The 23,343-nt window shown below is 62.2% G+C and carries 20 protein-coding genes; 11 read left to right on the forward strand and 9 right to left on the reverse strand.

What is annotated here, in order from left to right:
* Positions 1–294: 294 nt before the first annotated feature.
* From LJY25_RS03440 to LJY25_RS03450, 3 genes are all read left to right on the forward strand, one after another.
* Complete coding sequence (locus LJY25_RS03440; RefSeq protein ID WP_227606824.1) at positions 295–966, forward strand: hypothetical protein; 672 nt, start codon at positions 295–297, stop codon at positions 964–966.
* Between the two features lie 465 nt (positions 967–1,431).
* Positions 1,432–2,451: a hypothetical protein gene (locus tag LJY25_RS03445; RefSeq protein ID WP_227606825.1), complete on the forward strand. Its 1,020-nt coding sequence runs from the start codon at positions 1,432–1,434 to the stop codon at positions 2,449–2,451.
* A 190-nt stretch (positions 2,452–2,641) separates the two neighbouring features.
* Positions 2,642–3,109 carry a DUF2493 domain-containing protein gene (locus LJY25_RS03450; protein WP_227606826.1) on the forward strand — a complete coding sequence of 156 codons (468 nt, stop codon included), beginning with the start codon at positions 2,642–2,644 and terminating at the stop codon, positions 3,107–3,109.
* 38 nt (positions 3,110–3,147) lie between these two features.
* Here LJY25_RS03450 and LJY25_RS03455 read toward each other — a convergent pair whose 3' ends face one another.
* The 4 genes from LJY25_RS03455 to LJY25_RS03470 all read right to left on the reverse strand — a co-directional run bounded on the left by LJY25_RS03455 (position 3,148) and on the right by LJY25_RS03470 (position 7,466).
* A complete protein-coding gene (locus LJY25_RS03455) occupies positions 3,148–4,638 on the reverse strand; it encodes a hypothetical protein (RefSeq protein ID WP_227606827.1) in 1,491 nt (496 codons plus the stop codon).
* A 56-nt stretch (positions 4,639–4,694) separates the two neighbouring features.
* Positions 4,695–5,063: a DUF2493 domain-containing protein gene (locus tag LJY25_RS03460; protein ID WP_227606828.1), complete on the reverse strand. Its 369-nt coding sequence runs from the start codon at positions 5,061–5,063 to the stop codon at positions 4,695–4,697.
* A gap of 584 nt (positions 5,064–5,647) precedes the next feature.
* Positions 5,648–5,998, reverse strand: coding sequence for a helix-turn-helix domain-containing protein (locus LJY25_RS03465; RefSeq protein WP_227606829.1), 351 nt, complete (start codon positions 5,996–5,998; stop codon positions 5,648–5,650).
* A 214-nt stretch (positions 5,999–6,212) separates the two neighbouring features.
* Positions 6,213–7,466, reverse strand: coding sequence for a site-specific integrase (locus LJY25_RS03470; protein WP_227606830.1), 1,254 nt, complete (start codon positions 7,464–7,466; stop codon positions 6,213–6,215).
* Between the two features lie 711 nt (positions 7,467–8,177).
* Between LJY25_RS03470 and LJY25_RS03475 the strand changes: the two genes are divergently transcribed.
* Entirely contained in the window at positions 8,178–9,257 is a 1,080-nt protein-coding gene (locus LJY25_RS03475) for a serine hydrolase domain-containing protein (RefSeq protein ID WP_227606831.1), read from the forward strand.
* A 55-nt stretch (positions 9,258–9,312) separates the two neighbouring features.
* On the opposite strand, the gene LJY25_RS03480 is transcribed toward LJY25_RS03475, so the two are convergent.
* The 3 genes from LJY25_RS03480 to LJY25_RS03490 all read right to left on the reverse strand — a co-directional run bounded on the left by LJY25_RS03480 (position 9,313) and on the right by LJY25_RS03490 (position 12,484).
* The gene (locus tag LJY25_RS03480; protein ID WP_227606832.1) at positions 9,313–10,611 is read right to left on the reverse strand and encodes an amidohydrolase family protein; all 1,299 of its coding nucleotides are present in this window, start codon (positions 10,609–10,611) and stop codon (positions 9,313–9,315) included.
* A gap of 98 nt (positions 10,612–10,709) precedes the next feature.
* Complete coding sequence (locus tag LJY25_RS03485) at positions 10,710–11,429, reverse strand: LytR/AlgR family response regulator transcription factor (protein WP_227606833.1); 720 nt, start codon at positions 11,427–11,429, stop codon at positions 10,710–10,712.
* Positions 11,426–12,484 carry a sensor histidine kinase gene (locus LJY25_RS03490; protein ID WP_227606834.1) on the reverse strand — a complete coding sequence of 353 codons (1,059 nt, stop codon included), beginning with the start codon at positions 12,482–12,484 and terminating at the stop codon, positions 11,426–11,428. Before LJY25_RS03490 ends, LJY25_RS03485 begins: the two co-directional genes overlap by 4 nt.
* Before the next feature lie 253 nt (positions 12,485–12,737).
* Between LJY25_RS03490 and LJY25_RS03495 the strand changes: the two genes are divergently transcribed.
* From LJY25_RS03495 to LJY25_RS03515, 5 genes are all read left to right on the forward strand, one after another.
* A complete protein-coding gene (locus LJY25_RS03495) occupies positions 12,738–13,706 on the forward strand; it encodes a retropepsin-like aspartic protease (protein ID WP_227606835.1) in 969 nt (322 codons plus the stop codon).
* A gap of 381 nt (positions 13,707–14,087) precedes the next feature.
* Positions 14,088–16,454, forward strand: a complete 2,367-nt coding sequence (locus LJY25_RS03500; protein ID WP_227606836.1) for an outer membrane beta-barrel protein — start codon at positions 14,088–14,090, stop codon at positions 16,452–16,454.
* 306 nt (positions 16,455–16,760) lie between these two features.
* Entirely contained in the window at positions 16,761–17,744 is a 984-nt protein-coding gene (locus LJY25_RS03505) for a serine hydrolase domain-containing protein (protein WP_227606837.1), read from the forward strand.
* A gap of 220 nt (positions 17,745–17,964) precedes the next feature.
* Positions 17,965–18,969: a retroviral-like aspartic protease family protein gene (locus LJY25_RS03510; protein WP_227606838.1), complete on the forward strand. Its 1,005-nt coding sequence runs from the start codon at positions 17,965–17,967 to the stop codon at positions 18,967–18,969.
* Between the two features lie 680 nt (positions 18,970–19,649).
* Positions 19,650–20,069 carry a hypothetical protein gene (locus LJY25_RS03515; RefSeq protein WP_227606839.1) on the forward strand — a complete coding sequence of 140 codons (420 nt, stop codon included), beginning with the start codon at positions 19,650–19,652 and terminating at the stop codon, positions 20,067–20,069.
* 54 nt (positions 20,070–20,123) lie between these two features.
* On the opposite strand, the gene LJY25_RS03520 is transcribed toward LJY25_RS03515, so the two are convergent.
* On the reverse strand, positions 20,124–20,717 hold the full coding sequence (locus LJY25_RS03520) for a hypothetical protein (protein ID WP_227606840.1): 594 nt from the start codon (positions 20,715–20,717) through the stop codon (positions 20,124–20,126).
* Between the two features lie 91 nt (positions 20,718–20,808).
* Here LJY25_RS03520 and LJY25_RS03525 point away from each other — a divergent pair, with 91 nt between their 5' ends.
* Both LJY25_RS03525 and LJY25_RS03530 read left to right on the forward strand, forming a co-directional pair.
* A complete protein-coding gene (locus LJY25_RS03525; protein WP_227606841.1) occupies positions 20,809–21,075 on the forward strand; it encodes a barstar family protein in 267 nt (88 codons plus the stop codon).
* A 1,045-nt stretch (positions 21,076–22,120) separates the two neighbouring features.
* Positions 22,121–22,612: a DUF6756 family protein gene (locus tag LJY25_RS03530; protein WP_227606842.1), complete on the forward strand. Its 492-nt coding sequence runs from the start codon at positions 22,121–22,123 to the stop codon at positions 22,610–22,612.
* A gap of 40 nt (positions 22,613–22,652) precedes the next feature.
* On the opposite strand, the gene LJY25_RS03535 is transcribed toward LJY25_RS03530, so the two are convergent.
* A complete protein-coding gene (locus tag LJY25_RS03535) occupies positions 22,653–22,964 on the reverse strand; it encodes a hypothetical protein (protein ID WP_227606843.1) in 312 nt (103 codons plus the stop codon).
* Positions 22,965–23,343 lie beyond the last annotated feature (379 nt).

Genomic DNA, 23,343 nt, shown 5'->3' on the forward strand with positions numbered 1-23,343 from the left:
CCCCGCGAGACAGTCCGAGGCGGGCATAACTGCGCCGGGCCACTACCGTTGGGACGGCCCTGGTGTGCGCTGCGAGCAAAAGGCGAGAAGGGTGAGGCGGAAGCAATAGACATGGATCAGCGGCGGGGCAGGCACAGGGGCCCCCACCACTATAGGCCATTTATTTGTCCACTTGGTTACCGCGGGCTCAGGGCCGGTCTACAAAGCCCGCAGTATCTTTGCTTTTGAGCTTCTTAAACGGTTTATTGACTGCTCTCTTCCTTTTATCGAGTATACCGATTAAGCTTACAGCCGATGGAAAGCGAAAAAATTTTATCGCAACGGAAAATCGAGCGGCGCAAGAAGATGCGCTACCGTGGGAAGGTCGCCCGGGCATTGCAGGTCGCCCCGCACGAGGGGGGGCTACTGCTTACCACACGAAGTTGGATTCATCATGCTTTGTCAGCCACCGAGAAGCTGGGCTTGACGCCCCTCGAGTTCAGGCGGCTGGGCCGGGCCTTTCGAGCCGTTGTCACGACCGCGCGGCAGCGCGTGACCTTGGACGGCACCGGGCGCACCCGCCGGCTGCAAACCAATGCAGCGCGCCAACCCCGGCTGCCCCGGGATAGCAGCTTCAAGGAGCCCAACAAGTTGCTGCTGTTCTGCTTGCGCTACTGGGGTGGCAAGTGGACCCAAACAGCCTTGGCGAAACAGTATTCCATGAGCCAGCCGCAGGTCAACCGGTGGCTGAAACGCGCTTTGCCGTGGCTGGGGCAGGCGCTGGTAAATTTGCTCGGCTCAATCGAGAAAGCGCCGGTGCCGAGCGAAGACGGTAACAAAACCCAGGCTGGCAATCTAGTAGACCAAGACCTCGTCGTCCGCTTGGTCAACAAAGTGCTCGCTTTCGACCCCCGAATCGTCACCATTGTGCACGAGCTGACGCCTAAAGCGGCCGGTGGCTCGGGCCCCGTCCAGCCGCCTGGGTAAGCGGAGTCTCAGTGCGCGACCGCGCGGCAGCAGGTGATTGTGCACGCGGGCGCCTGAGCAGTCGTTAAGCTGTTCCCCGCGTTTTCCACTGCCCCGCTCGCCGGACTGTCCCCGACCCGGCCCTCGCAGGAGTCTGGCCAATCCGGCCCGGGGCGCTTACGCCCCGGCAAGCTAGCGGGGTCCAACGGCTCACCGTTACCGGCGGAAGCTGCACGCACAACCGCCGGCGGCCCACGGTTCGCCTGGCGCCTCCTAGCCCCCGGTCCTCGCCCCGCGGTGGGGCGTGGGAGGCAGCAACCGCTAGTAGTGACAGCTCGGAGGGAATAGAGACGGATGTGAACCCGGTCCGTTGCTGCGAACCCGCCCATGAAACTTCCCCCTGTATTCCCCCCTACTTACAGTATAGCTAGCGCGTCCCCGCCCCAACGGCGTCGCGCACGCCCTCACCTCTTCCCAACTGCTACAATGCCCATCCAACCCCGCCTCGAACCCGATGTCTTCGTCGCCCTGCTGCGCGCTTTGCGGCTACGCGAGCCGATCCCGGAAGCCGACCTGTGCCGCCGACTCCGCGAAGACGGCGAACTGCACCCCGGTGAGGTTATTGCCGCCGCCCGTCGCTTCGAGCTGCTCGTGGCAAGCTATCCCGGGGGCTACAAGCGCAACGCGGAGCCGCACTTCAGGCTGGCCGAGCGCCTGCCGGCCAGCAAGCCCGTGCCCCACTTCCACGAGTTCTTCGCCGACCGGGCGCAAAAGTCCCCATTCCCGGCCCCGCCCAAGCCCTCGCCAGCACCGGCGCCAGCGTCGGCCGACTTGGCGTTTGCGCCCTTGTGGGGAAACGAGGCCACCCCGCACCGCCTGGCCGGCACGCGGGTCGAGTACTTCCGGGCGAAGCGGGGGGCGGCCGGCGAAGGGATTGCGCTAGTGCTCGACCGTGCCCTTACGTTAGCCGAGGTGCACCAACGGCTGGTACGGCCCATGTCCCGCTTGGCCTGGCTCACGACCGTGGCCGCCGCAACTGCCCAGAACCCTGAGCTGGCCGCTGTTTACCTCCCGCGGCTGCCGGGCTACCACGATGCGGTGGTGGTTGACCGGGTGGCGCCCGCGGAGCTGGAGGCCGTGCGCTCGGCGGGGATGGCCGTTTTCCAGTTCCAGGCCCCTACCCTGCCACTGGCCCACGCCCGGCGCCTGCTCCGTACCGATCCGTTTCTGCAGGAGCCGTTACTGCTACTGTACGCGCTGCCTGGCACGGATCTGCTGACGGCCGTTGTGGAGCTGCCCTACAACGGGCAGAGTGCCGCGAGCAGCCGCGCGGAGTACCTGGAGTACTTCGAGCAGCACTACCGCGGCAAAGGTCTTCTCTGCCTGTATGGGGCCGCGGATTCGGCCCCCGGCCAGCCGGTGCTGGTGTACCACGACCCCGAGGCGTTCCTGCGTGCCGACCTGGCCCCGGTTCCCCAGACGGTGGATACGCCCCCTAACGGGTGATAGGCAGGGCACTAGAGCGGGCACTCGGGGGCGCAGCCTGGGGCGTTGCCTGACCGGTAATAAGGCGACGGGGGTAGCCCGCGCTGGGGCCGCTGCCCCGGGGCGACCCGGCCGCCGGGCGGCTACCCCGGGATGGGACGGCCGGGGAACGAACCTCTCGTGAAACCCCTGGGCGGCCCCCACCCTATTATTGAAAATAATACGACCCGCTCCCCTGATGAAACTGGCCATCCTCCACACCCGCGAATTTGACGACTACGCCAAACTCGTCGCCACCCTCGACCGCTTGATCGGTAGTGGGTCCTTGCCGCTTACGGCCCTTCTCACCGGGAGCGCCCGCTCCTTGGCCGTGCGTTACGCGCAGGAACGCAACCTGCCCTGTCGGGTAATCACCCCCAACTACGCGCGTTACGGTTCCGGCGCCCCGCAGGCCCGCAACCGGGCGCTAGTGGACGCCAGCGCGGGCCTGCTGGCGTTTCACGACGGGCAAAGCCGCACCACGGGCCACGCCGTTGAGCTGGCCCGCGCGCGGGCGTTGGGTTTCGTGCTCGTCGTGCCCGTTACGCTCCCGCCGGTTTCTGCGCCCGCCCCCGCCGGGGACGGGGACCAGTACCGGCGCCGGCGAGGCGGCCGCCCTTTGCCCTGCCCCGCCCGCTAGGCCCCGGCTCGCACGGGGGCGCTGGAAGGGCGGGATGCTTAGCCCTGCACGGCGGGGTCCTGCCCCCAATACGACACTTTGAGGTGGGGCTCGGCGCCCACGTAGCGCCGCAACTCTTCCGCCATCACCCGGCGCACGAAGTCGACGTGGGCCTCCGGCACGACCAAGGAGTCATGCAAACTGAACAACGGCATGTCCGGGCGGGCCCGGGCGAGCCGGCCGGCGATTTTCTCCAGGAAGATCACCGCCTCGAGCCGTTGCAGCAGCAAGGGCAGGTAATTGGCCCGGCGCTGCTTGCAGGCCCGGAAGATGGCGGCGACGGTGGGGAAAAGCTGCGCGAAGGCCGCCAGGACGGGCGCCCGGCTGGCATTGTCCGAGAACAGGACGGTGAGCACCATCCGCTTGAGCGCGTCGCGATCGAGCGGCCGCGCGCTCGCGCCCCCCCACAGGGCCCGGTGCAGGTGCAGGTAAAAATCCCCGGCGCTGGTCCATTCCCGGAACCGGCTTTCGCATTGATGATCTGCGCGTTGCAAAATTTCCGCACAGTGACGGGCCAGGGTCTCCGTCTGGTCCGGGCTGGTGCGGCCGAATTGGCCTTCCCTCCGTATAAATAGCGGTACCTGGCTGCCCTTGCGGCCTTTGCTGTAGGGGGCCTCGTAAAAGTCGCCTCGCAGCAGGATATTGCCCAAATAGGGCTGGCTGGTGCGCAGGTCCAGGGCCACGAGCCGCCCGTGCCCTTCGCAGTACACGAACGGCCGGAGCTTGCTACTCAGGGACGTGAGCGTGCTGTGGAGCCGCCCGACGCTGTCCACGTGCGCGTCCAGCTCGCCCGCCGCCAGTTTCACGATCGAGAGCCGGCGCTGCAGGGCCTGGGCCTCGGGGTCCTTGAAGGGCGAGCGCCGGCCCCGTTTTTGCGCGGCTTTGCGTTTGCGCCGCCGCCGGCGTTCCCGCAACGAGGGGTCGTGCCGGACCCGCTCGAGCTCTGCGGCCACGAAGCGCTCGGCCGCCTCCCGGTCGATCCGCAACGGGGTGCGGCCCGCGTCGAGCCAGCTGAGTAGGGGCCCGTAGGCGGGGCGACTCCTCTTGGCCGCCGCCGCGTACCGGCGCTTGACCCGGGTCAGGCTGGGCGGTTCGGGCACCTCGTGCAAGACCAGCCCGGGGCCGGCGGGCCCTTCCCCGTCGGGCGCGGCGGGGCGGTACGCGGCGGTGAACTGGTAGCCGCGGCATTTGCCTTTGCGGTGCGGGTTCGGTTCGAGGTAGAAGTTGTCGGTTACGAGCAGGTCCGTCGCGAGGCAGTAGTGCAAATAGTCGCGGTAGTCGGGCAACCACCGGCGCAGGCGGGCGGCACGCAGGGGCACGAAGCCGCGGTGGTCCGGCAGGCGCGCCGCGACTTTACGGTTGGCCAGCGGCAGGTACGAGACCAGGTGCAGCAAATGGAAAAGGTTCTCGCGGCGGAAACCCGGGAACGTTGCGGGGTGCGCGGCCAGGTGCGCGTCAAGGTCCAAGGCGGCGGGTAGGAGAACGGGCATGGTCAAGGGGGGCGAGCGATGAGCGAGAGGCGGCTTTTCAGTCCGGCACCCTGGTTTCAGGGCAGGGGCACGACGATGATCAGGCGCAAGGCCGGTTTGCGTCTGCGCGCCAGTCGCAGGGCGTGGGCGGTGCCTCTGCTTTTGGAGTCCCAGAACGCGATCAGGACCGTGCAGGCGTCGATGATCGATTTGTTCCGGATCAGGGGGGCAGCGCGGCCGTACGCGGCATAATCCGGCAGAAAAACCCGCATCGGGATGCCCCGTTCCTCTGCGTAGCGCTCGGCCAGGGTGTCTGCCGAATTTTTGGCCCCGCCGGAGACGAGTTCGGTGATGGGCTCCCCAGTGCTCTGCGCGAGGCGGTCGAGCTCCTCCACGACCTTTTCGTACCCATTGAAATTTCGCGAGCCAATTACGCCTACTATCATATTCGTGCCTTTAAAAGTGAAAGAAATTTACAGGATTCGCGGCCGGGTTCATCCCCAGGGTTGGGGTCGATCCACGAGCTCCTCCTAAACAACACATCGAAGTATATTGCAAGTTCCAAATATATTTAGTCAAACTATTCATTATCAGAAAGTTAACTTAAAAACGGTTTAACGCCCTCCTCGGGTCCGTTCAAGGGCGGGCTCCCCTTGGGGTCTGAGCACACGGCTCAAACCCGAGGGGAAGTGCCCCCAGGACAGGGAGCCCGGCCCACTCCCCGGGGAGCAGGCCGGCCGCGGAGCGGCTCCTGGCTTCACCGGGTCGTAACACGACGTTCACACCGGTCGGGGCGCGTTGATCCTGGCAGGGTGCGGCCCGCCGCGGAGTAGCCAGCCGTCGTCCCGGGCCCTGGGAATGCATCTCCACCCGGTAGGCTTAGCGAGCCCGGGCTCGTGTGCATGACCCCGTGCCCGGAGGGCAGGTGCCGGGGAGACTCGCACGTCGCGGGAGCCGGCAGCTCCCGCTGGCAAGCGTGGCGGAGAACTGCTGGGGCGGGCCGCTCAAGCAGCCCCCCAGTCCACGACCATTAACGGCCGCCCCCCTTTCGCCGCGGAGCGGACCGGCGGCCGTCAAAGACCGGGGCCTGGGGGGCCGCCGCGGCCAGCAAGGCGGACCGCTCGAACAGGGTCCGCGCGCCGATTTTCCGGTACGTGATCAATCCCCGGCGCTTCCAGGCGTGCACGGTCGCGACCGACACCTGCAAAAAGGCGGCCGCCTCGCGTACGCTCAACAGCGCCGGCGTTTCGTCGCTGGCGCGCGCCGGGGTAGTGGGCGCCAGGCCCTGGCCCAGGGCCTGGCGCACGGCCATTGCGATTTCTTCGTGCAGGGCCTGCCGGAGCAGCTGCACCAATTGGGCGGAGAAGGGGGAATCAAGCATGGGGCGGGACGGGGCGGATCAGGAAGTGAATGACCGCTACCGGGTATAGTCCCCCTCGGCGCGAAAAGTCACTGCCCAGTTTGCCAGTTCGCCCCCGGTGGGTCCGTTCGCCTACTGCGCGCTGATATCGCAGGGAACCGGCCGTACCCGGTGGGTGCGGCCGTGCCGGCCCTCCTACTCCACGCCCAGCACGCCCGGTTCCGCCGGGGACGCTTCAGGCCGGCTTGCCATACACCTGCATGAACTCGCGCTCCACGGCCTGCTCGGTGATGTTCACGTAGCGCTTAAAGGCCTGGAAGCTGCGGTGCCCCGTGATTTTCATGACCAGCTCCGGGCGCAGGCCCCGCTCCAGGGCCAGCGTCACGAACGTGCGGCGGCCGCAGTGGCACGTGAGCAGTTCCCACTTGCGGAACGTCTCGCTTTCCCGCTTCCCGGCCCGGTAACGAGTCCGCTCCACCAGCGCGTCCAGGCCCGCCAGTTGCCCCACTGCTTTCAGGTAGGCATTCAGCTTTTGATTGCTGATCACGTGGATCGTGCCGGCGAAAAGCCGCAGCAACAACGCCCGGGCCTCGGGCCGCAGCGGGACCATGAGCAGTTCCCGGGTCTTGCTGACGCGCAAGCGCAGGCGGTCCTCCTGCAAGTGCTCGGGCCGCAGGTTGACCAAATCCGAAAACCGCAAGCCCGTGTAACAGGAAAGTAGAAACAGGTCCCGGGCATTCGCCAGCGCCGGCTGCTGCGGCAGCGGCAATTGCTCGAGCCCGTGCACCTCCTCCGCGGTCAGGGTGAGGATGTCCGGTTCTTGCTTCTTCCAGGTCAGGGCCTCGTAGGAGGGTTTGTCCGTGAGTCCGAACGCGTGGGCGAACCTGAGAAACGCTTTCAGGCGCGTCAGGTTCTTGGCGATGGAGTTGTCGGTCAGCCGCTGGACCGAGGAAAGGAACCGGCAATACCGCTCGGCGAACACCGGGCTCGTGAGCGTGTCCAGCGCCAGCGGGCAGCCGGTGCTGGCTTGGTAGCGCTGCAGGTGGTGCAGCAGCGTGATATTGGTTTGGATGGTGGCCCGGCTGAAGCGCACGCGCTGGTGCTCGTTCCACTGCTCGAAGGCCGCCAGCAGCGTGGTTGGTGCAGGTGGGGCGTCGGCGCCGGGCGCGGCAACGGCCACCGCCTCCTCCTGGGCGAGTGGCTCGATGGCCTGCCGGAGGCGTTCGGCCGTGGGCACCGCGCCAGCGGCCACGCATTCGAGAAAGCAATTTTCCAGGCTCGTGCGGATCGCGGCCAGCGCGTCGTTGACGCGCCCCGCTTGGGCGTTGCCCCGCACCTGCACCAGCTGCGCGGCCTGGATCCACTTGCGGGGTTCGATGCTCAGGCCGGTGTAGACTTTGGTTTTGGTTCCGGCAAACGCCACGCGGGCGATAACGGGCGTGGGCCGGTCCTTGGTGGGTTCCTTCAAAAAAAAGGTGATGCTGGCCATAAAATGCGGGGGACAGATGGAAATGAATAAAACATTTTCGAGAATTATTCAAGTTCCAACTGATTGATTATCAGTAAGATGAATCAAAATATCCATTACCCGCAATAGTATAATTGCCCCCCACTCGGTTTCGCACTGGGGTTGGTGCCCATACCGGTGCCACACCGCCGGTCGCCGTACAACGGGGCATCCAGCAGCCGGCCCTAAAGCCGCCGCCCCGGGTTCAGGGTATGAGGCGTTTCACCGCCGACCGGCCGTACTCCGTCTGGGTTCCGGCCCAGGTGCCAACGACCGCGCACACCCGGCAGGGGCCCGTTTCCGGTATGGTTGGAATTCAAGCGCGCTGGTCGCGTGATCGTATGCGACTTCTTCGGGCCCGGCGGTACTGGCCGCCGTGCGCCAGCTGCCGGCGTTTGAACCCGGTAAGCCCAATGGCCGTGCGAGTCACCGTGCCGGTGCTCGTACCGAAGCCGGTACCAACGGAACGGCGGTAACCAAGTAGTAAGCCCGCTCCCCCACCCTCGGGCTCCAGGGCACCGGTAGTCTGCCTGGCGCGATGGCGGAGTAAAAACCCGGGTTGGCGGATTGCGCCGGGGCCGCCGGGGCCGCACCCACTACTTTTACGTACCCCTCCCCGCACCCTACAGCTGCCGCCCGAAGCACGCTGGCGCCCCCCCACACAACCGTTAGTCCGTACCTTATTTGCAGCTCATGCTCCGCTCGCTTCTCTTCTGCGCCGTGCTCATCGGCGGCCCCGGCCCCGTAGCCCCGCCCCATGCCCCCGGGCCAACGGACCTGCCCCGGCGCCTGGAAGCGGCGCTGGCAGGAACCGACTTCGCCGGCGTGGTGCTGGTCGGGCGCGGCGACAGCCTGGTGTGGCAGCGCGGCTACGGCCAAGCGGACCGGGAGCGCCACATCCGCAACACTGCCTCTACCGCCTACGACATCGGCTCGCTTACAAAGCAGTTTACCGCGGCGGCCGTGTTAGCGCTGGAGCAAGACGGCAAGCTCAGCGTGCAGGACTCGTTGGGCCAGTATTTTCCGGCCGCCCCGGCCGATAAGCGGGGCATTACGCTGCATCAGCTACTCACGCACACGGCGGGACTACGCGAGTATTCCGGCCGGGACGAGCAGTGGCTAAGCCGAAAAGATTTCATCCGGCAGACCTTACGCCGTAAGCTAGTGTTTGCGCCGGGTTCCGCCTATCAGTATTCAAACGTCGGCTACTCGCTGCTGGCCGTCATTATCGAGCAGGTAAGCGGCCAGCCGTATGAGCAGTACTTAAACCGGCGCCTGTTCCAGCCAGCTGGCCTTACATCTACCGGTTACCGACTCGTAAACTGGCCGGATTCGGCAATAGCCGTGGGCTACGTGAATGGTCGCCCCTGGGGCAAGCCGAACAGCAAGGGCTGGGCCCCCGACGGCCCCTCCTGGAACCTGCGCGGCAACGGCGGCGTGCTCAGCACGGCGCAGGATATGTGGCTCTGGCACCGGGCGCTCACCACCGGTCAGGTGCTGACGCCGGTCACGTTGGCGAAGCTATATCAGCCCTATGTTGCGAAAACGCCTAACGGGTCCATCTCCTACGGCTACGGCTGGTCGGTGTACCAGTCCAAACGCGGTACGCCAGTTGTGTCCCACGGTGGCAGCAACGGTGTGTTCTTCGCTCATTTCGTCCGCTACCTGGACCCACGCGACGGGCCGACGGTGCTCTTCGTGGTCACCAACCAATCGCAGGACGTTGTCAGAAAAGTGAGTCAGGACCTTATGGCCGTGTTATTCCCTGGCTAAAATGCGCCTACTCTGCAGTGGCATATCCCAGATTTATCCAGCGCGAGCTGACTTGTTAACGCGACACGGCGGATTTCACAACGGTGCCGGCTTTCATCACAAAAACAACGCGCTCCAACGCCGACAGGCTTTCCAACGGGTTGCCCTGCACGGCGATGAGGTCAGCCCAGGCCCCGGTTTGAAGCCGCCCCAGGCGCGGCTCCGCCAGCAGCAGCGCCCCGTTTCGGGTAGCGGCCTGCAGGACCTCGTTGAGCGGCACGCCGGCCTCGGCGTACGCAAACAGCACCCGTTTGGCGGCCGGCCCGCGGGCGAGCCCGAGGCCCATGTACATGTCGGAACCGGCAGCCAGGATAATGCCGGCCTGCCGGGCCCGAAGCAAGCGGTCGTGGTAGGGCTTGGCCAAATTGCGGATCTGCTCGCCGCTGAGGCTCATGCGCAACTTATCGACCTGTCGTTGTGCGAGCTGGAAGTCCATGTCCGTAGGCACCAAAATGACGTTTTGCCGGTGCATCCGGCGCAGGGTGGAGTCAGAGACTACGTAGCCGTGCTCGATGCCGTCGACACCCGCCTGCAGGGCGCGCCGGATGGCCAAGTCCGTGGTCGCGTGGGCGGTGACTTTGAGTTGGTAAAGGTGCGCTTCTTCTACAATGGCCTGCATTTCAGCCACCGATAGATAGGTTTTGTTGGGGGAGCTGTTCGAGTAGATTTTGATTAAATCCACCCCGTAGTAGACATGCTCGCGGACGGCCAGCCGCGCGTCCTCCACCCCGCGAATGATCCGGTAGTCTCCCACAATCAACTGCGTCTGCCCCGGCGTAAGGCCCGGCACCTGCCCCCCTTCCGACGCGAGCCCCGGGCCAGATACGTAGAGCCGAGGCCCGGGCATGCTGCCTTCCTCAATGGCCCGCTTCAGGGCCACGTCGGCAAACCGGCCGGAGTTGCCCAGGTCGCGTACGGTGGTGAAGCCCGCATCCAGGTACGATTTCGCGCGGGCAGCTCCGCGCAGCGCCCGTAGCGCATCGCCTTCGATGGCCACCGCCTTCGTCACGGTGAGCGTGTTGTCTTCGTCCCCCGGGTGCTCCATCAGCAAGTGACTGTGCGCTTCAATCAGTCCGGGCAGCACGGTATACTGGCTCAGGTCGATAACGGTAGCACCCCGCGGGATGGCGAGGTTCTGGCCAACCGCGGTGATGGTGTTGCCGCTGATGAGAATAACCTGATTGGTCAACAGGATGCCGCGTTCGCTGTCAAACAGCCGGCCGGCCTTGATCGCTTTCACCTCAGGCGACTGCGCCCGGATGAGTAGTGGGAAAGCCAGAAACCAGCTGAGAAGAAACCGTAAACGATGGTTCATAGGGCGACTAAGGGGAAAGCGTCCATTTATGCTGCTGGGAGGTGACGGCCGAGCGGAGCTGCGCTGTGCCCATGGCGCCCGTAACCAGTCGTGTTGCGTTAACTACTGCCCACCACGCGGGCGAAGTCAGCCCGGTAGGTCTCTCCTATGGGGATGATGGTCTGGCCCAGGTAGATGCGCTGCCGCTCCACCGACGTAATCTTGTCCAGGGCCACGATGTAGGACTTGTGTACGCGCATAAACGGTGGCTGCGGCAAGCTTTCGGCCAGCTTGCCCAGGCTGGTCAGCGTCAGGATGCGTTCGGTGCCGGTGATAACCGTGACGTAATCCCGGCCGCCTTCGAGGTAGCGAATGTCCGTGTGGTCGACCCGCACCAGGCGGTGCTCCGTTTTAATAAAGCTGTACGCGGGCACCTCGGCTAGGGAGGGCCTTGCCGGTGTGCTCTCCCCCAAGCCAGTGGCGAGCTGGGTATGTACCCGTTGCACGGCCTTTAGGAACCGCTCAAAGGAAATGGGCTTGAGCAGGTAGTCGGCAACGGCGTGCTCGTAGCCCTCCAGCGCGTATTGGGGGTAAGCCGTGGTGAGGATGACGGCACAACGTCCCTGCAGCAGCCGCAGAAACTGCATGCCGCTGAGCGCAGCCATCTGCACGTCCAGCAGCACTAGGTCAATATCGCCTTCCTGTGCCCGCATTAAGCCCTGAATGGGGTCAGTGGTGGTGGCCACCAGGCGCAGAAACGGTACTCGCCGCGCGTGTTCGGTGAGTACGCGTAGCGCTAGGGGCTCGTCGTCGATGGCCAGGGTATTAAGCTGTTTCATGGGCGGGCAGCGGTAAGGACCGGCGGAGCATCCGTATCCAGGGAAAGCGTACACTGGAAATAGGCGCCGTTGTCGGCCACGGCCAAACGGTGCCGCCCGGGGTAGAGCAGCGCGAGCCGGCGGCGCACACTGGCCAGGCCCACCCCACCCACCTGGTCTTTGTGCTGCGCCGCAATCGGGTTGCCCACCGTAAACGTCAGGGCGGGGCCGTGCACGGTCAGCGCCAGGGCAATGGGGCACAGCGGGTCGTTGACCGAGCCGTGCTTGAACGCGTTTTCAACAAAGCAGATGAGCAGCAGCGGGGCAATGCGCTGGGTGCTAATGGTCCCATCCACGGTGAAGTCCACGTAGACATCCCCATCGTGCCGCAGCTTCTCCAGGGCAATGTAGCTGGTCAGGTAGTCTATTTCCTGGCTCAAAGCCACGTACGCTTCGTTAGACTCATAAAGCATGTACCGCAGCAGGTCGGCCAGCCGCAGGATGGCATCTGGTGTTCGCTCGGGCTCGGTCAGGGCCAGCCCGTAGAGGCTGTTGATGTTGTTAAAAAGAAAATGCGGATTGAGCTGCGACTTCAGGTAAGCCAGCTCCAGCGCGGTTTTTTCGTGGCGCAGCGCCTGTGCCGCCCGCTGGTCGCGGACGTGCTTGTAGATAAAGGCCATCATCACAAACACCCAGCTGGCCAGCAACGCGTCGGTGATAAACACCAAGGCCGGCGTCCTGGAGTCCGTGAACCACCAACCGGTTAGGGGCCCGATGAGGCGTTGCTCGAGCACGTAGCTCAGGGTCGCGTCGAACAACCCCAGCAGCACGATCTGGCCGAAGAGCAGCCCGATCCGCTGGGGGGTAAAGAACCGCGTGAAGACCCAGAGGCTCACGTAGAACGTCACCAGCACTCGGGCCAGCAGCACGTACAAGGCCACGTGCTCCAGCTCCGCAAGATAGAGGGCCGGCGTTACCACGCCGTGGTTGCGGTTGCTGGTGCGGTAGAGCAAAAGAACGGCCAGGAACAGGAGCCAGAACAGCAGGTGGGAGTAAAAAGCGCGGCGAGGCTTCATGCGCGGGCGTGGGAACCGGTAAGCCGGCAAGTTAGGAGGACTCTCCGCCGTGAGCAATCGGCAATCCGCCAAAGCGGCGTTTCCATCCGCCAACGGGCGTAGGCGCTTGTCTACGGTCTCGTAAGGGGGGGCCATCCGCCTACGGCTGCTACGACAACCTGATAGCGGAGGAAAAAGCCAGGTTGGCGGATTGGATAGGGCGCGCGCGGGCTGAGCTTTTAGGTTTGCTGGGCCAACCGGATATTCCCCCGCCATGCCTCTAGCCTCCCGACTCGTACGTTGCTGCTTTCGCCATTCGCCCCTGCGGGTGCCGTGGCGGTGGCTGGGCTTAAGCCTCGGCCTGCTGTTGGAGCTGACTGCCTGTTCAACTTCGCAGGCCGTACGGCCCGAGCTATTGGCCCGGATCCGGCGCGGTGCCGAGCAGGTGAACTTCGGCCAGGCAACGGTGCGCGTACCGTTGGTGGGGACGTCTACGCTCCCGCTCGTGTCGGTGCTGGTCAATGGGAAAGGGCCGTTCCGGTTTTTGTTCGACGCGGGAGGCAACGTGGTCACGGTGAAAAATTCCGTGGTACGGGCAGTAGGCGGCCGGGTGCTGCAGAAGCGTGGAAAAACCGACGTGGTGGGAATTGACTCGCTGCAGGTAGGTGCCGTGGTGTTTCGCAATGTCACGGCTGGCGCGCTGGAAGAGCTCGACGTGGACGGCGTGCTGGGCTTCAACCTGTTTCGTGAGGGCCTGCTCACGCTCGATTACCCGGCACAGCAGCTGACCTGGGCTCTGGGCGGACTGCCCGCGCCCGATGGCCGGCAGGTGTTTGCCTACCAGCTGCGTGACCGGATGCCCTACCTGCCCGTGCGCCTGGGACAGGACACCACCTGGTTTAACTTCGACACGGGCGCCGCGCAGTGGTTTTATCTTCCCAAAGCCCTAGCCCCGCGCCTGCCGCTGGCTTCGCCCCCGCAGGCCGGTCCCGCGTCTTGGAACCAGCAGGCTGGTACGCAACGCAACGAAACCGCCCGCCTGCGCATTGATCTGAGCATCGGTCCCTATCGCGTGCTCACCCCTTACTTCCTCTTTACGCAGGATACGGAAGCGTTGCTGGGCAGTGGGTTTCTCCAACATTTCGTCGTCACCTTTGACCTGTCGCGCCAGCGTGTCCGCCTGGCCCGGCCCGACACCGTGCCGCTGGCAATGCCCGAAGTGCGGCGGGCCGGCATGAAATGAGGCTAAATCAGCTGACGGGCATTGGCTTGTGAAAATGTGGGTGCCGTGCGACAGCAGCAGGACAAGGCCAGGAGCGCGTCCCTAAGGCGCCTGCGCAGCGCCTAAACATTTATTGTGCAGAACGGGCAACTGCTCCAGAATGCATTTCATCTAGGCTCTGCCTACTCGGGGCAGCCTCACTCAGCAGCCAATGGGACCACTCTGCCGGATAGCTACGGTTCATTTCACCTGCAGAGGGCTTGGAAGAATGCCCTGCTTTTTCCTTTCACCTTCGCCGCCTTTTTCGGCCTGGTTTTCCGACCCCGCAAATGCCGGTGTTCAGGATCGATTCCTGCTGCGCGGAAGCCGGTGCCCCGTGGCTCACTTTACCCCCTATACCTAATGAAAGTACTTTTTACCCTTTGTTTCGCTTTCCTTCCTGCCTTTGTAAGCCTGGCCCAGACGCCGGGCACGGTGTCAGGGCGCCTGCTGGATGAAAAGCAGCAGCCCTTGCCCTTTGCCACCGTGTTGCTGCGCCCGGTGCAGGACACCACGCAAACCACCGCGACCCAGTCGGCGGCCGATGGGAGCTACCGCTTCGGCAACGTGGCCGCCGGGCGCTACCACGTCACGATCAACGCCCTGGGCTACCTGACCAGGCGCTCGGCACCGTTTGAGGTAGGCAGTGCCGGGGTGCTGCTGCCGCCCTTACAGCTCGCGGTGGGTGCCCGGCAGCTGCGCGGTGTCGAAGTGGTGGGCCGCAAGCCGCTGCTGGAAATGCAGGGCGGTAAGATGATCGTAAATGTGGAGGGCAGCCTCACGGCGGGCGCTACGGCCCTGGAAGTGCTGCAGCAGGTGCCGGGCCTGCTCGTAATGAACGACCGGATCAGCATTGCCGGGCGCCAAGGCGTGGTCGTCCTCATCGACGGGCGCACCACCCGCTATACCGACGTAATGAGCGTGCTCAAGGACTTTCCCAGCAGCAGCATCGCCCGCATCGAGGTGATGGCGCAGCCTGACGCCAGCTACGACGCAGCCGGCAACACGGGCATCCTCAACATCATCCTGAAGAAAAACGTGGACCTGGGCACCAACGGCACGCTGAGCGCAAACGTGGGCTACGGGCGCTTTGCCAAGGCCGGCAGCAACCTGGACCTGAACCACCGCGCCGGCAAGCTCAACGTGTTTGGCAACTACGGCCTGGCCCGGCGCAAGACCTACGAGCAGCTCAACACCGAGCGCAACCCCGATGAGCCCGGCGCCCGCTACGTGCAGCGCAGCTACCAGCCCCGCACGGCGACAGTCAACACCCTGCGTCTCGGCGCCGACTACAACCTGACCCCGCGGCAAACGCTGGGCGTGCTCGTCAATGGCTACACGAACCGTACCCTGGCCCAGGCCGAAAACGGCGTAACGGCCCCCGGCAATATCGAAGTAGCCACCCAGAATCGCAGCCAACGCCGCACCAACTCTTACGCCGCCAACCTGAACTACCGGCTGCAGCTCGACACGCTGGGCCGGGAGTTGACCGCCGACGCTGACTACTCCTACTACGAGTCGGGCAGCTTCGGACAGGTGCAGAACGCCTTCAGCAACGGCGCCGGCGAACGCCTGCGCAACGACCAGAACGTCGGGATCGGGCTGCGCTCGGGCCGGGTGGACTACCGCTGGCCCCTGCGCCCGACCCTGAAGCTGCGCCTGGGGGCCAAAACCAGCCAGGCCGATATTCGCACTACCCTCGACCTGGTGGGCGGCACCAATGACCGGCAGGAGAGCTTTCGCTTTGTGGAAAGCATACAGGCCGGCTACGTGCAGGCCGAAGGCGAGCAGCTGGGCTTCAGCTGGCAGGCCGGTCTGCGCGGCGAGTGGACCGATAACCGCGGCCACAACACCAAAAGCAGCAGCAGCGATACGCGCTTCACCCGCCACTACGGCCAGCTGTTCCCGAGCCTGAACGTGGACCGGGTGCTGCACAAATCCGTGGGGATGAACGCGGCCTACAGCCGCCGCATCGACCGGCCCAGCTACCAGGACCTGAACCCGAATATCATCTACCTGGACCCCTACACCCAGCAGCGCGGCAACGAGAACCTGATGCCGCAGTTTACCAGCAACTACAAGCTGGCCCTGACCTACAACAAGCAGCCGTTTGTCATCCTCAGCCATAGCCGCACGGACGACGTGATCAGTTTGGTAACTGAAACCGAGGGCCAGCTGATTTACTCGATCTCCCGCAACCTTTCCCATCAGAACAGCTACAGCGCCGCCCTGAACGTGCCGCTGAGCTTCGTCAAGCAGCTCACGGGCTACGCCGGCGTGAACGTGGCCCGCAACGAGTATGTGTACCGGGAAGGAAGCGCCCTGACCGATTCCCGCGCTGCCCGTACGGCGGCTACGTTCTACGGCCAGGCCAACGTGCAGCTACCGCACAAGCTCAAGCTGGAAGCCTCGGGCTTCTACCAAACGGCCGGCCTCAACGGCATTCTCCGCTACCAGTCGTTCGGGAGCCTGAATGTGGGGGTGCAGAAAAGCCTGTTCGACGAGCGCGCGACCCTGCGCCTGACCGTTAACGACGTGCTTTTCTCCAACAGGCAGCGGGGCAGTATCCGTTTCCAGGAAACGGACGTGCGCTTTTTGAGCTACTATGAGTCGCGACTGGCGCGGCTGAGCTTCAGCTACAAGCTCGGCAACCAGCAGCTAAAAGCCGCCCGCAAGCGCGCCACCAGCCTCGAAGAGGAGCGCGGCCGGGTGAAGACCGACAAAGAGTAAGCGCTTGCCGGTCAGTTCATTATTCCGGTGCGTCATCCTGCACCCTACGGGGAAGGCACGGGACGCGCCCAGCCATTCCCCGCTTGACGTAACCTGGTAGTCCCGCTGGCTACCCACACTGCTGCATACTTCTCACTCCGCCGTTGATGGCGCTTCCCCTTCGACAAGCCAATGCTTTCGTTTCTTCGCCTCTGCTTTGCCATGCTCTCCGCAGTTTGGCCCCTTACGGTTCAAAGGCCGTACGCACCAGGGGCTGCCCCGCCTCCCGCGACGCCAGCTGCCACCGGCCCTCGCGATACCGCGGCCGTGCAGGCATTCCTACGCACTCAAGCCGCCGCGGGCTTTCGGGGGCACGTGCTCGTGGCCCGGGGTGCGCGGGTGCTGGTGCAGCAACCGGTCGGCGGAGCCTCGCGGGGGCCCGTTGCTTACTGGCTCGGCTCCACCACCAAGCAGTTCACGGCCGCTGCCGTGCTGAAGCTCGCCGAACAAGGACGCTTGCGGGTGACCGACCCGCTGGCCCGGTTCTTCCCCGCGGCCCCCGCCGACAAGCGCGCCATGACGCTGCACCACCTGCTCACGCACACCTCGGGACTGGGTGACCGGTACTCGGCCGACGGGCAGCAGCAGCGCGACCGGGCCGTGCGGGCCATCCTGTCCCAGCCGTTGGCGGGCCCCGTGGGCCAGAGTTACCGCTATTCCAGCGACGGGTACTGCCTGCTGGCCGCCGTGGTGGAAGTGGCGTCAGGCACGAGTTTCGAGCAGTACGTGCGCACGGCGCTGCTACAGCCGGCCGGGCTGGCGCACACCGGTTTTTGGGGCCAGCCGCTGCCGGCCGGCGTCCCCCTGGCGCCGGCGCAAGACGCCCAGCGGGCGCGCCGGGTTAGTCGGCGGGTGTACGCGCGGGGCCAAAGCCGGGCCAACTACGGGTACCGCGGCGCCACCGGCATGTGCAGCACCACGGCTGACCTGTTCGGCTGGCTGCAGGCACTGCGAAGTGCCAAGGTGCTTTCCGACAGCAGCCTGCGCCAGCTGTTCGCCCCCGCCGTGGCCGTGCGGCGCGAAAAGGACGTGGACGTTTCTTACGCGTACGGTTGGGTGGTGACCACCCAGAACGGACAGACCCAGCTGGTGCGGCACGCCGGAGCCGAAGACTGGTTGGGCCACAACAGCTTCATCCTGCTGGGCGGCGAAACCACGGTCGTGGTGTTGTCCAACGCCGGCGAGCCGGGCGGCAACGCCTGGAGCCGCACCATGGCCGAAGGACTGTGGCCCTTGGTTCAGGCCCCGTAGCGCGTCGGAGTTCAACCAGGTTGCCCTCGCGGTAGCGTGCAAAAGTCCTGTCTGGGCCGAAGGCCTGCGGTCCCGTTCGGCGTTTGGTGGGGGCGCTGTTGTGCGGCCGGCCGTACACTGCACTGGGCAGGTTCCGCGGTCGACACCGCAAAATGCCGCGGCGGGCGGGGTAATACCAATGACTGTCTTACTATTCCGCTGTTTCAGCACTTTTCTACCCATGCGGACCATAAAATTTCTGCTGCTTTTACCGCTGATGTCGGCTTGTGCCGTTCCCCGTATCGCGAAAGATGCGGTTATCGTCCCTGCCGGGTTTGTTGATAAAGGACGGTTTTACCTTAAGCTGCCAGCCCTTAACGGCGATACACTGACGGGCTTTGCGGACACGGGGGGGGGAGGGACTTTTCTGTACCCGCACACTATTGACCGGTTAGCTATTGCCGGCAAAATCAAACAAGGTGGCAAAGGCTCTCGAAAGCAACCGTACATTTTGTTTGCCGACGTCATTAAGGCAAATACGGTTCCCTCCCCTGCCGTGCCCTTCGACTCCCTTGACCAAAAGCCGTACTTCACCGTCATGCCGAATGAGGCATTACAGGGCGAGGGGGGGCTGTTGCTTAGTATTTTACCCCACGACGTTTTTCTGGGCCAGCATTTTTTTCTTGGCAAATCATGGACGTTCGACTACCCCAACGAACGGGTTTACACCAATACCCCCGTGCCTAAGAACCGGACCAAATCCTCGGGGATTCAGAAGCTGGGCTTCAAGAAAAATGCTGCGGGCCAAAAGCTTTACGGCCACCCCAGCATGCAGATCGAAGTCTCGGGGGAGACTATTGATGTGCTGCTCGACACGGGGGCAACGATTATTCTTTCCGACACCGGGCGCAAACAGCTGGGCACGGAAAAAACCTCGCTTGCGGGTTCGTTCATTGCCCGTTCGGTGTATGATCGATGGGTCGCGCAGCACCCCGCGTGGAAGGTGATCGAAAAAGGAGAGGCCAATGCCGACCTGATAGAAGTGCCCCAGGTTAAGATCGGCAACTCCACCGTTGGTCCGGTGCTATTTGCCGTTCGCCCCGACCAAGCCTGGTCTCGGATGATGATCCACTCAATGGACAAGGTAGTCAAAGGGGCCATAGGCGGCTCTGCTTTCCAATACTTGGTTGTAACGGTTGATTACAACAGCGAATTGGCCCGTTTTACTACCAAGACCCGGCAATAAGACCTTATGCTTCACCAATCACAACCAGGCCTGGAGTAACTATGGAAAACCAAGGAAAAAGTCACTGGAAAACTGTTGCTTATATCTGCTCCTTGCCTTTTCTGGCCAATTTTCTATTAGCAATCTTAACGTGGCTGGACTTACTGTTTGGTTTTAGCCTATTGGATCACTTGCGAGCATTTGCCGGCCTGGACTTGTACATAAATTACCTTTTCTACTGGGTACTCCCCTTGCTTACCATTCTGCTGCTGAAAGTCTTTTCGACTCGACCCAAAATTGTATGGGTAGCCTGCTCACTCGCTTTCATGGTTCACACGGCATTGATATTGATGTTATACCAGAACTAGCCTCGTTATTTCGTTCGTTTGCCTGAACGACCGTTTGGCTGAACGAACGTGAACACGATTTACCTAGAGGTCTTTACTTTCGGCGTTGGGTCAAGCCTTCTCCCGTGTGGAACACTTTGCTACCGGTTTTAACGCCTCGAACAAACCACATCTTGTAAATCAAAGCACCCAGGAAGTACACATAAACTTCCTTGTAGATGCCTTCCTCGTGTGTTTCCTTTCTAAATAAAGCCATCTGGTACTGCTGGATGTATGATACTGCCTTTAGTAAAAATATCCTCGTTTCGCTGAACTAACACGCTACCTAGCACTGTCGCGCACCCAATCTATTCTATGGTAGAAGCACAAGTCTTTCTAAGGGCGGCGAAAACGTATTTTGCATTTCTAGTCTCGGAGTTCGCGTTCGCTGAGTTGTCCGAAACAGTCCGTAGCGTGGTCTTCTATGAGCTGCAATACCGCAACGCAGCCCAAGTAGTCTCCATTTCCTTCGAAAACCTGGAGGACTACTTGCAGATCACCGTCTTTCAGTTGGTAAACCAGCAACTGCCCGACTACAACGACTCTCACCATACCTACCACTTACACACCCTCAACCATGCCCTGAGTAAGCTGGTGGGACCGGACGATTGGCAGGAGAATCAGCGCTTTTTTGAGGAGTTTAAGCCAGAGGGGACCGTGGAAAGGCGGTTGTTGAAAGCCGCCAAAGAGTTACGCGTTTGCTTGACGCATTTTGACCGTTTAACAGCTGCCTGACACTCTTATTACCCTTGTCTACCTGAACAACCGTTTGCGTAGACTCACAGAGAGTTAAGTCAATCCATCGATTAGGCCTTTCAGCCCCCTGCCCAAGAACATGCGAGTCGGTTGCGTCCACAATGACTCTGATACGGAGACGCTCGCCACTTTCAACGAAGACAGCACCTGTCTTGCATCCAGCGGCACGTCCAATAGCTGGAACGACACCCGCTGACCGTCTAGGACAATTGTTACCGAATGGCCCCAGTCGAGTAGTGCAGGTGGGGAGTTCCACGGCGCAGAGAAATTGAGCTTCAACGCCACCAATTGATCGTTTGGCAAGATCCATTCCCACTCCCCTAGCCACAAGGTAAACGTCTCGCGATGGAAGGTGATTTCCCCGACTTGCCGTTGGGCAAAGGCTGATGCCAGGGCATTGAGTAGTACCGCCACAAGGCCCACTAGCAAGAAGCCCCCGCTGACGAAGAAAGTACGCAATGCCACTGCATCGTCGGTTACGAACAGGAAAACGGCGAAGCTCAGGAAAGCCAGCACGAAGAGCACATTGGCAAATGCCGGCCGGAGGGGTATCCAGGTTCGGCGCACCACTTGGACGCGTAGGGCAGCGAGTGGTTCCTTTTCAAAAACAGAATGTGATGGCTCCATGAGGTCGAATGTAACTAGCTGCGCTTCAGTGTAGCCAATAACTCGTTTAGCTTTACGACCGTTTTGCTGAACTAGGTCAGTACCTTCCGAGATGAGAGTTATCCTCCAAGGGGCCGAGATGATGAGTGTACCCGCTCTGCACGCCCACCTCAAACAGCACCTCTCCTTTCCCGACTACTATGGCGAAAACCTGGATGCGCTGTGGGACTGCATCCGGTGCGTGGACGTTCCGTTAACGGTGGTGTGGCGGGATTTTGCGAAAAGTCAAAGCTACCTCGGTCAGTATGCGGAGCGAGTGCTGGAAACCTTACAGGACGCTGAGCAACAAGTGTCGGGGTTCATACTGGAAGTCCAGTAGATAGCCGTTTAGCTTCCCGCCCGTTTCACTGAACTCGCAAAAGCAGGAATGTATTTTGCCGCCTAAAATCTTCGCCAATCTGCTCGCCTTTCGTTGAGATGCTGTATCGGTTGCCCCTGCTCTGTTTGCTTGTGACCATGACACTGCCCGGCTGTGTGGGCCTTAGCCTCGTTGTCGGCACCCGACAACGGCCATTGAATACCCCTCTGGGTCCGTCCCCAGGCGAGAAGGGAAAGGCTTCGGGCGGCGTCACCATGGCCGATGCCTTGCGCCTATGGGGCGAGCCAAGCCGCAAAGAAGTGGAAGGAGGACAGCAGCGGTGGCGGTACCGGACCGATGAGTTAGCGTGGCGTGGGGCGCAGGTGTGGCTCATTGTTGCGGTTCCGCTATTGCTGCCCGTGGGTCACAAACACGTCACCTTAACGTTTGAAGGGGAACGTCTCCGCTCATACACCATCGACGACGCCCGAGAACGGTTTTTTGGGTACTTCATCCAAAACTCTGGCCCAAAGGTGTGGCTCTTCAACGACGAAGGCACCCGGGGGGAGAATGACCCCAGTTGCCACGGATACTACGGGTGCTATTGAACGCTCGTTTGCGTGAACGACCGTTTTGCTGAAAATGCGTCAATTCTGATCCCGTGTCGGGATAGACTTTGCACTGACGTAGATTTGGTGGTTATCCTCCCGATGACCAATAACGGTAGCCGTCACAACTTCGCCCACTTCCGGGTAACGCAGGCGGACGCGGGGGCCGGGTGGGGAACCCGCTGGCAAAAAGTCCGGTGCGTCGGCAAACCAGAGAATTTCTAGTAATGCGTGCACGTGCCCAAGCTGCAGGTTGAGGAATACTCCGAACGGGGCTTGATGCACAACAGTACCAGTCAAGCGACTGCCCACCGGATACCGTGCCTTAGCCGTGCGCCACATTTCTTGACTGAGGGGATCTTGGGGTGCCATCCCCAAAGAAACGTTCCTTTTACTGAATGGACCGTTTTGCTGAACCCGAATGAGGAGCGCGAACAGGAGCTACTTACATTCGCTCTATGTGGTCTGACCTACGAGTTGAAATCGAGCAGGCTCGTCAAGCCCTACAGCTAGCCGAGCAAGACTTTGCCCCGTTATCCATTACTACGGACTGGCGGGAGTTGGAAGAGCGCGTTTACCAGACGTTTTGTGAGCTGTTCCACCCAACGGTGCGACCTCTGTGGCTATGGGAGCACTTCAAACCGGGTGCGTACGCCTTGGTATGTGAACAGAATCCACTTGCCTTTCTCACTTCGCTTATCGATCCGGGCGAAGTCGTGTGGTTGATGCTCAATGAGATGGTGAAGGGAAAGGACAAATTCTGGCTTTATCAGGGCACGCCCCACGCCATCTACCAGGTGTTGGCGGATTGTTACTCCCTGGATGAAGTCTATCTAATTTCGAAAAAATACGCGTGGTTGCTTTGTCTGAATCATCATGACGTGGCCTTTGCCCTAGGCACGCCAATGAGTGAGAAGCTTATGGCTCACGGTGCGAAACCTATCTCCTAACCCTCGTTTAGATTTTCGACCGTTTAAGTGAACGAAGCGACTATCTAAGGTGCTTCACCTGCTGCTCGAACTGGCTGCTATAGCGAAGCACGTCCTCTGTGCAATGGAGATATTCGTCCGGGCTCACTTGCAGGTCGATACCGAGCAGAAAAAGTAGAGCGTCCCTGAGCGCTGGCTCTGCTTGGGCAGGCACGAAGGCAAAAGCATCCTGGTCGACTAACTGCCAGCGTTGATTTGCCCACTGGGCTGCTTGCTCTTTCGTCCATTGCTCTTGGCCCAACAGGGTAAGAACCTGGAGTACTTCGTTAATGCTAAGCGCTTTAAGGGAAGGGGGTTGCTCGGATCCAGTCATATCGGCTAACAAGTGTGCTAATATCGCAGCTTGCACTGGTCCTGACTTCAGCTTGTTTCTTTATAGGACCCTTTGCGTGAACGAGAGCACTTCATGATGAGCCTACTTGCTTCCTTTCTTCTCTATGTAGGAGGCCCTATCCTCGTTTATCTGAGTTTGGGGTTACTAGGGTATCGGTGGCGCAAAGCCCGGCAGTGGAGTACGTGGGGACTCGTGGCTGCTGGTGTTGCCTTCCTGCTCGGCTTAGTGCTGTTAAGTGCAGTCGCCTTGTTTCTATTCCTAGCATATCACCCAATGGACCCATCAAGTAGCTAAGTCCTGGTGGTGTTCATCCGCTCGTTTAGCTTTTCGACCGTTTGGGTGAACTGGAATCAGACTA

It is taken from the genome of Hymenobacter translucens (assembly GCF_020685205.1).
Classification (GTDB): domain Bacteria; phylum Bacteroidota; class Bacteroidia; order Cytophagales; family Hymenobacteraceae; genus Hymenobacter; species Hymenobacter translucens.

Excerpts from the sequence above, each read along its gene's own strand:
- LJY25_RS03490 (WP_227606834.1), bottom strand. The coding sequence starts at position 12,484 with ATGAAGCCTCGCCGCGCTTTTTACTCCCACCTGCTGTTCTGGCTCCTG.
- LJY25_RS03475 (WP_227606831.1), top strand. The coding sequence starts at position 8,178 with ATGCTCCGCTCGCTTCTCTTCTGCGCCGTGCTCATCGGCGGCCCCGGC.
- LJY25_RS03480 (WP_227606832.1), bottom strand. The coding sequence starts at position 10,611 with ATGAACCATCGTTTACGGTTTCTTCTCAGCTGGTTTCTGGCTTTCCCA.
- LJY25_RS03515 (WP_227606839.1), top strand. The coding sequence starts at position 19,650 with ATGGTAGAAGCACAAGTCTTTCTAAGGGCGGCGAAAACGTATTTTGCA.
- LJY25_RS03510 (WP_227606838.1), top strand. The coding sequence starts at position 17,965 with ATGCGGACCATAAAATTTCTGCTGCTTTTACCGCTGATGTCGGCTTGT.
- LJY25_RS03455 (WP_227606827.1), bottom strand. The coding sequence starts at position 4,638 with ATGCCCGTTCTCCTACCCGCCGCCTTGGACCTTGACGCGCACCTGGCC.
- LJY25_RS03445 (WP_227606825.1), top strand. The coding sequence starts at position 1,432 with ATGCCCATCCAACCCCGCCTCGAACCCGATGTCTTCGTCGCCCTGCTG.
- LJY25_RS03470 (WP_227606830.1), bottom strand. The coding sequence starts at position 7,466 with ATGGCCAGCATCACCTTTTTTTTGAAGGAACCCACCAAGGACCGGCCC.
- LJY25_RS03465 (WP_227606829.1), bottom strand. The coding sequence starts at position 5,998 with ATGCTTGATTCCCCCTTCTCCGCCCAATTGGTGCAGCTGCTCCGGCAG.
- LJY25_RS03535 (WP_227606843.1), bottom strand. The coding sequence starts at position 22,964 with ATGACTGGATCCGAGCAACCCCCTTCCCTTAAAGCGCTTAGCATTAAC.
- LJY25_RS03460 (WP_227606828.1), bottom strand. The coding sequence starts at position 5,063 with ATGATAGTAGGCGTAATTGGCTCGCGAAATTTCAATGGGTACGAAAAG.
- LJY25_RS03520 (WP_227606840.1), bottom strand. The coding sequence starts at position 20,717 with ATGGAGCCATCACATTCTGTTTTTGAAAAGGAACCACTCGCTGCCCTA.
- LJY25_RS03495 (WP_227606835.1), top strand. The coding sequence starts at position 12,738 with ATGCCTCTAGCCTCCCGACTCGTACGTTGCTGCTTTCGCCATTCGCCC.
- LJY25_RS03485 (WP_227606833.1), bottom strand. The coding sequence starts at position 11,429 with ATGAAACAGCTTAATACCCTGGCCATCGACGACGAGCCCCTAGCGCTA.
- LJY25_RS03530 (WP_227606842.1), top strand. The coding sequence starts at position 22,121 with ATGTGGTCTGACCTACGAGTTGAAATCGAGCAGGCTCGTCAAGCCCTA.
- LJY25_RS03500 (WP_227606836.1), top strand. The coding sequence starts at position 14,088 with ATGAAAGTACTTTTTACCCTTTGTTTCGCTTTCCTTCCTGCCTTTGTA.
- LJY25_RS03525 (WP_227606841.1), top strand. The coding sequence starts at position 20,809 with ATGAGAGTTATCCTCCAAGGGGCCGAGATGATGAGTGTACCCGCTCTG.
- LJY25_RS03440 (WP_227606824.1), top strand. The coding sequence starts at position 295 with ATGGAAAGCGAAAAAATTTTATCGCAACGGAAAATCGAGCGGCGCAAG.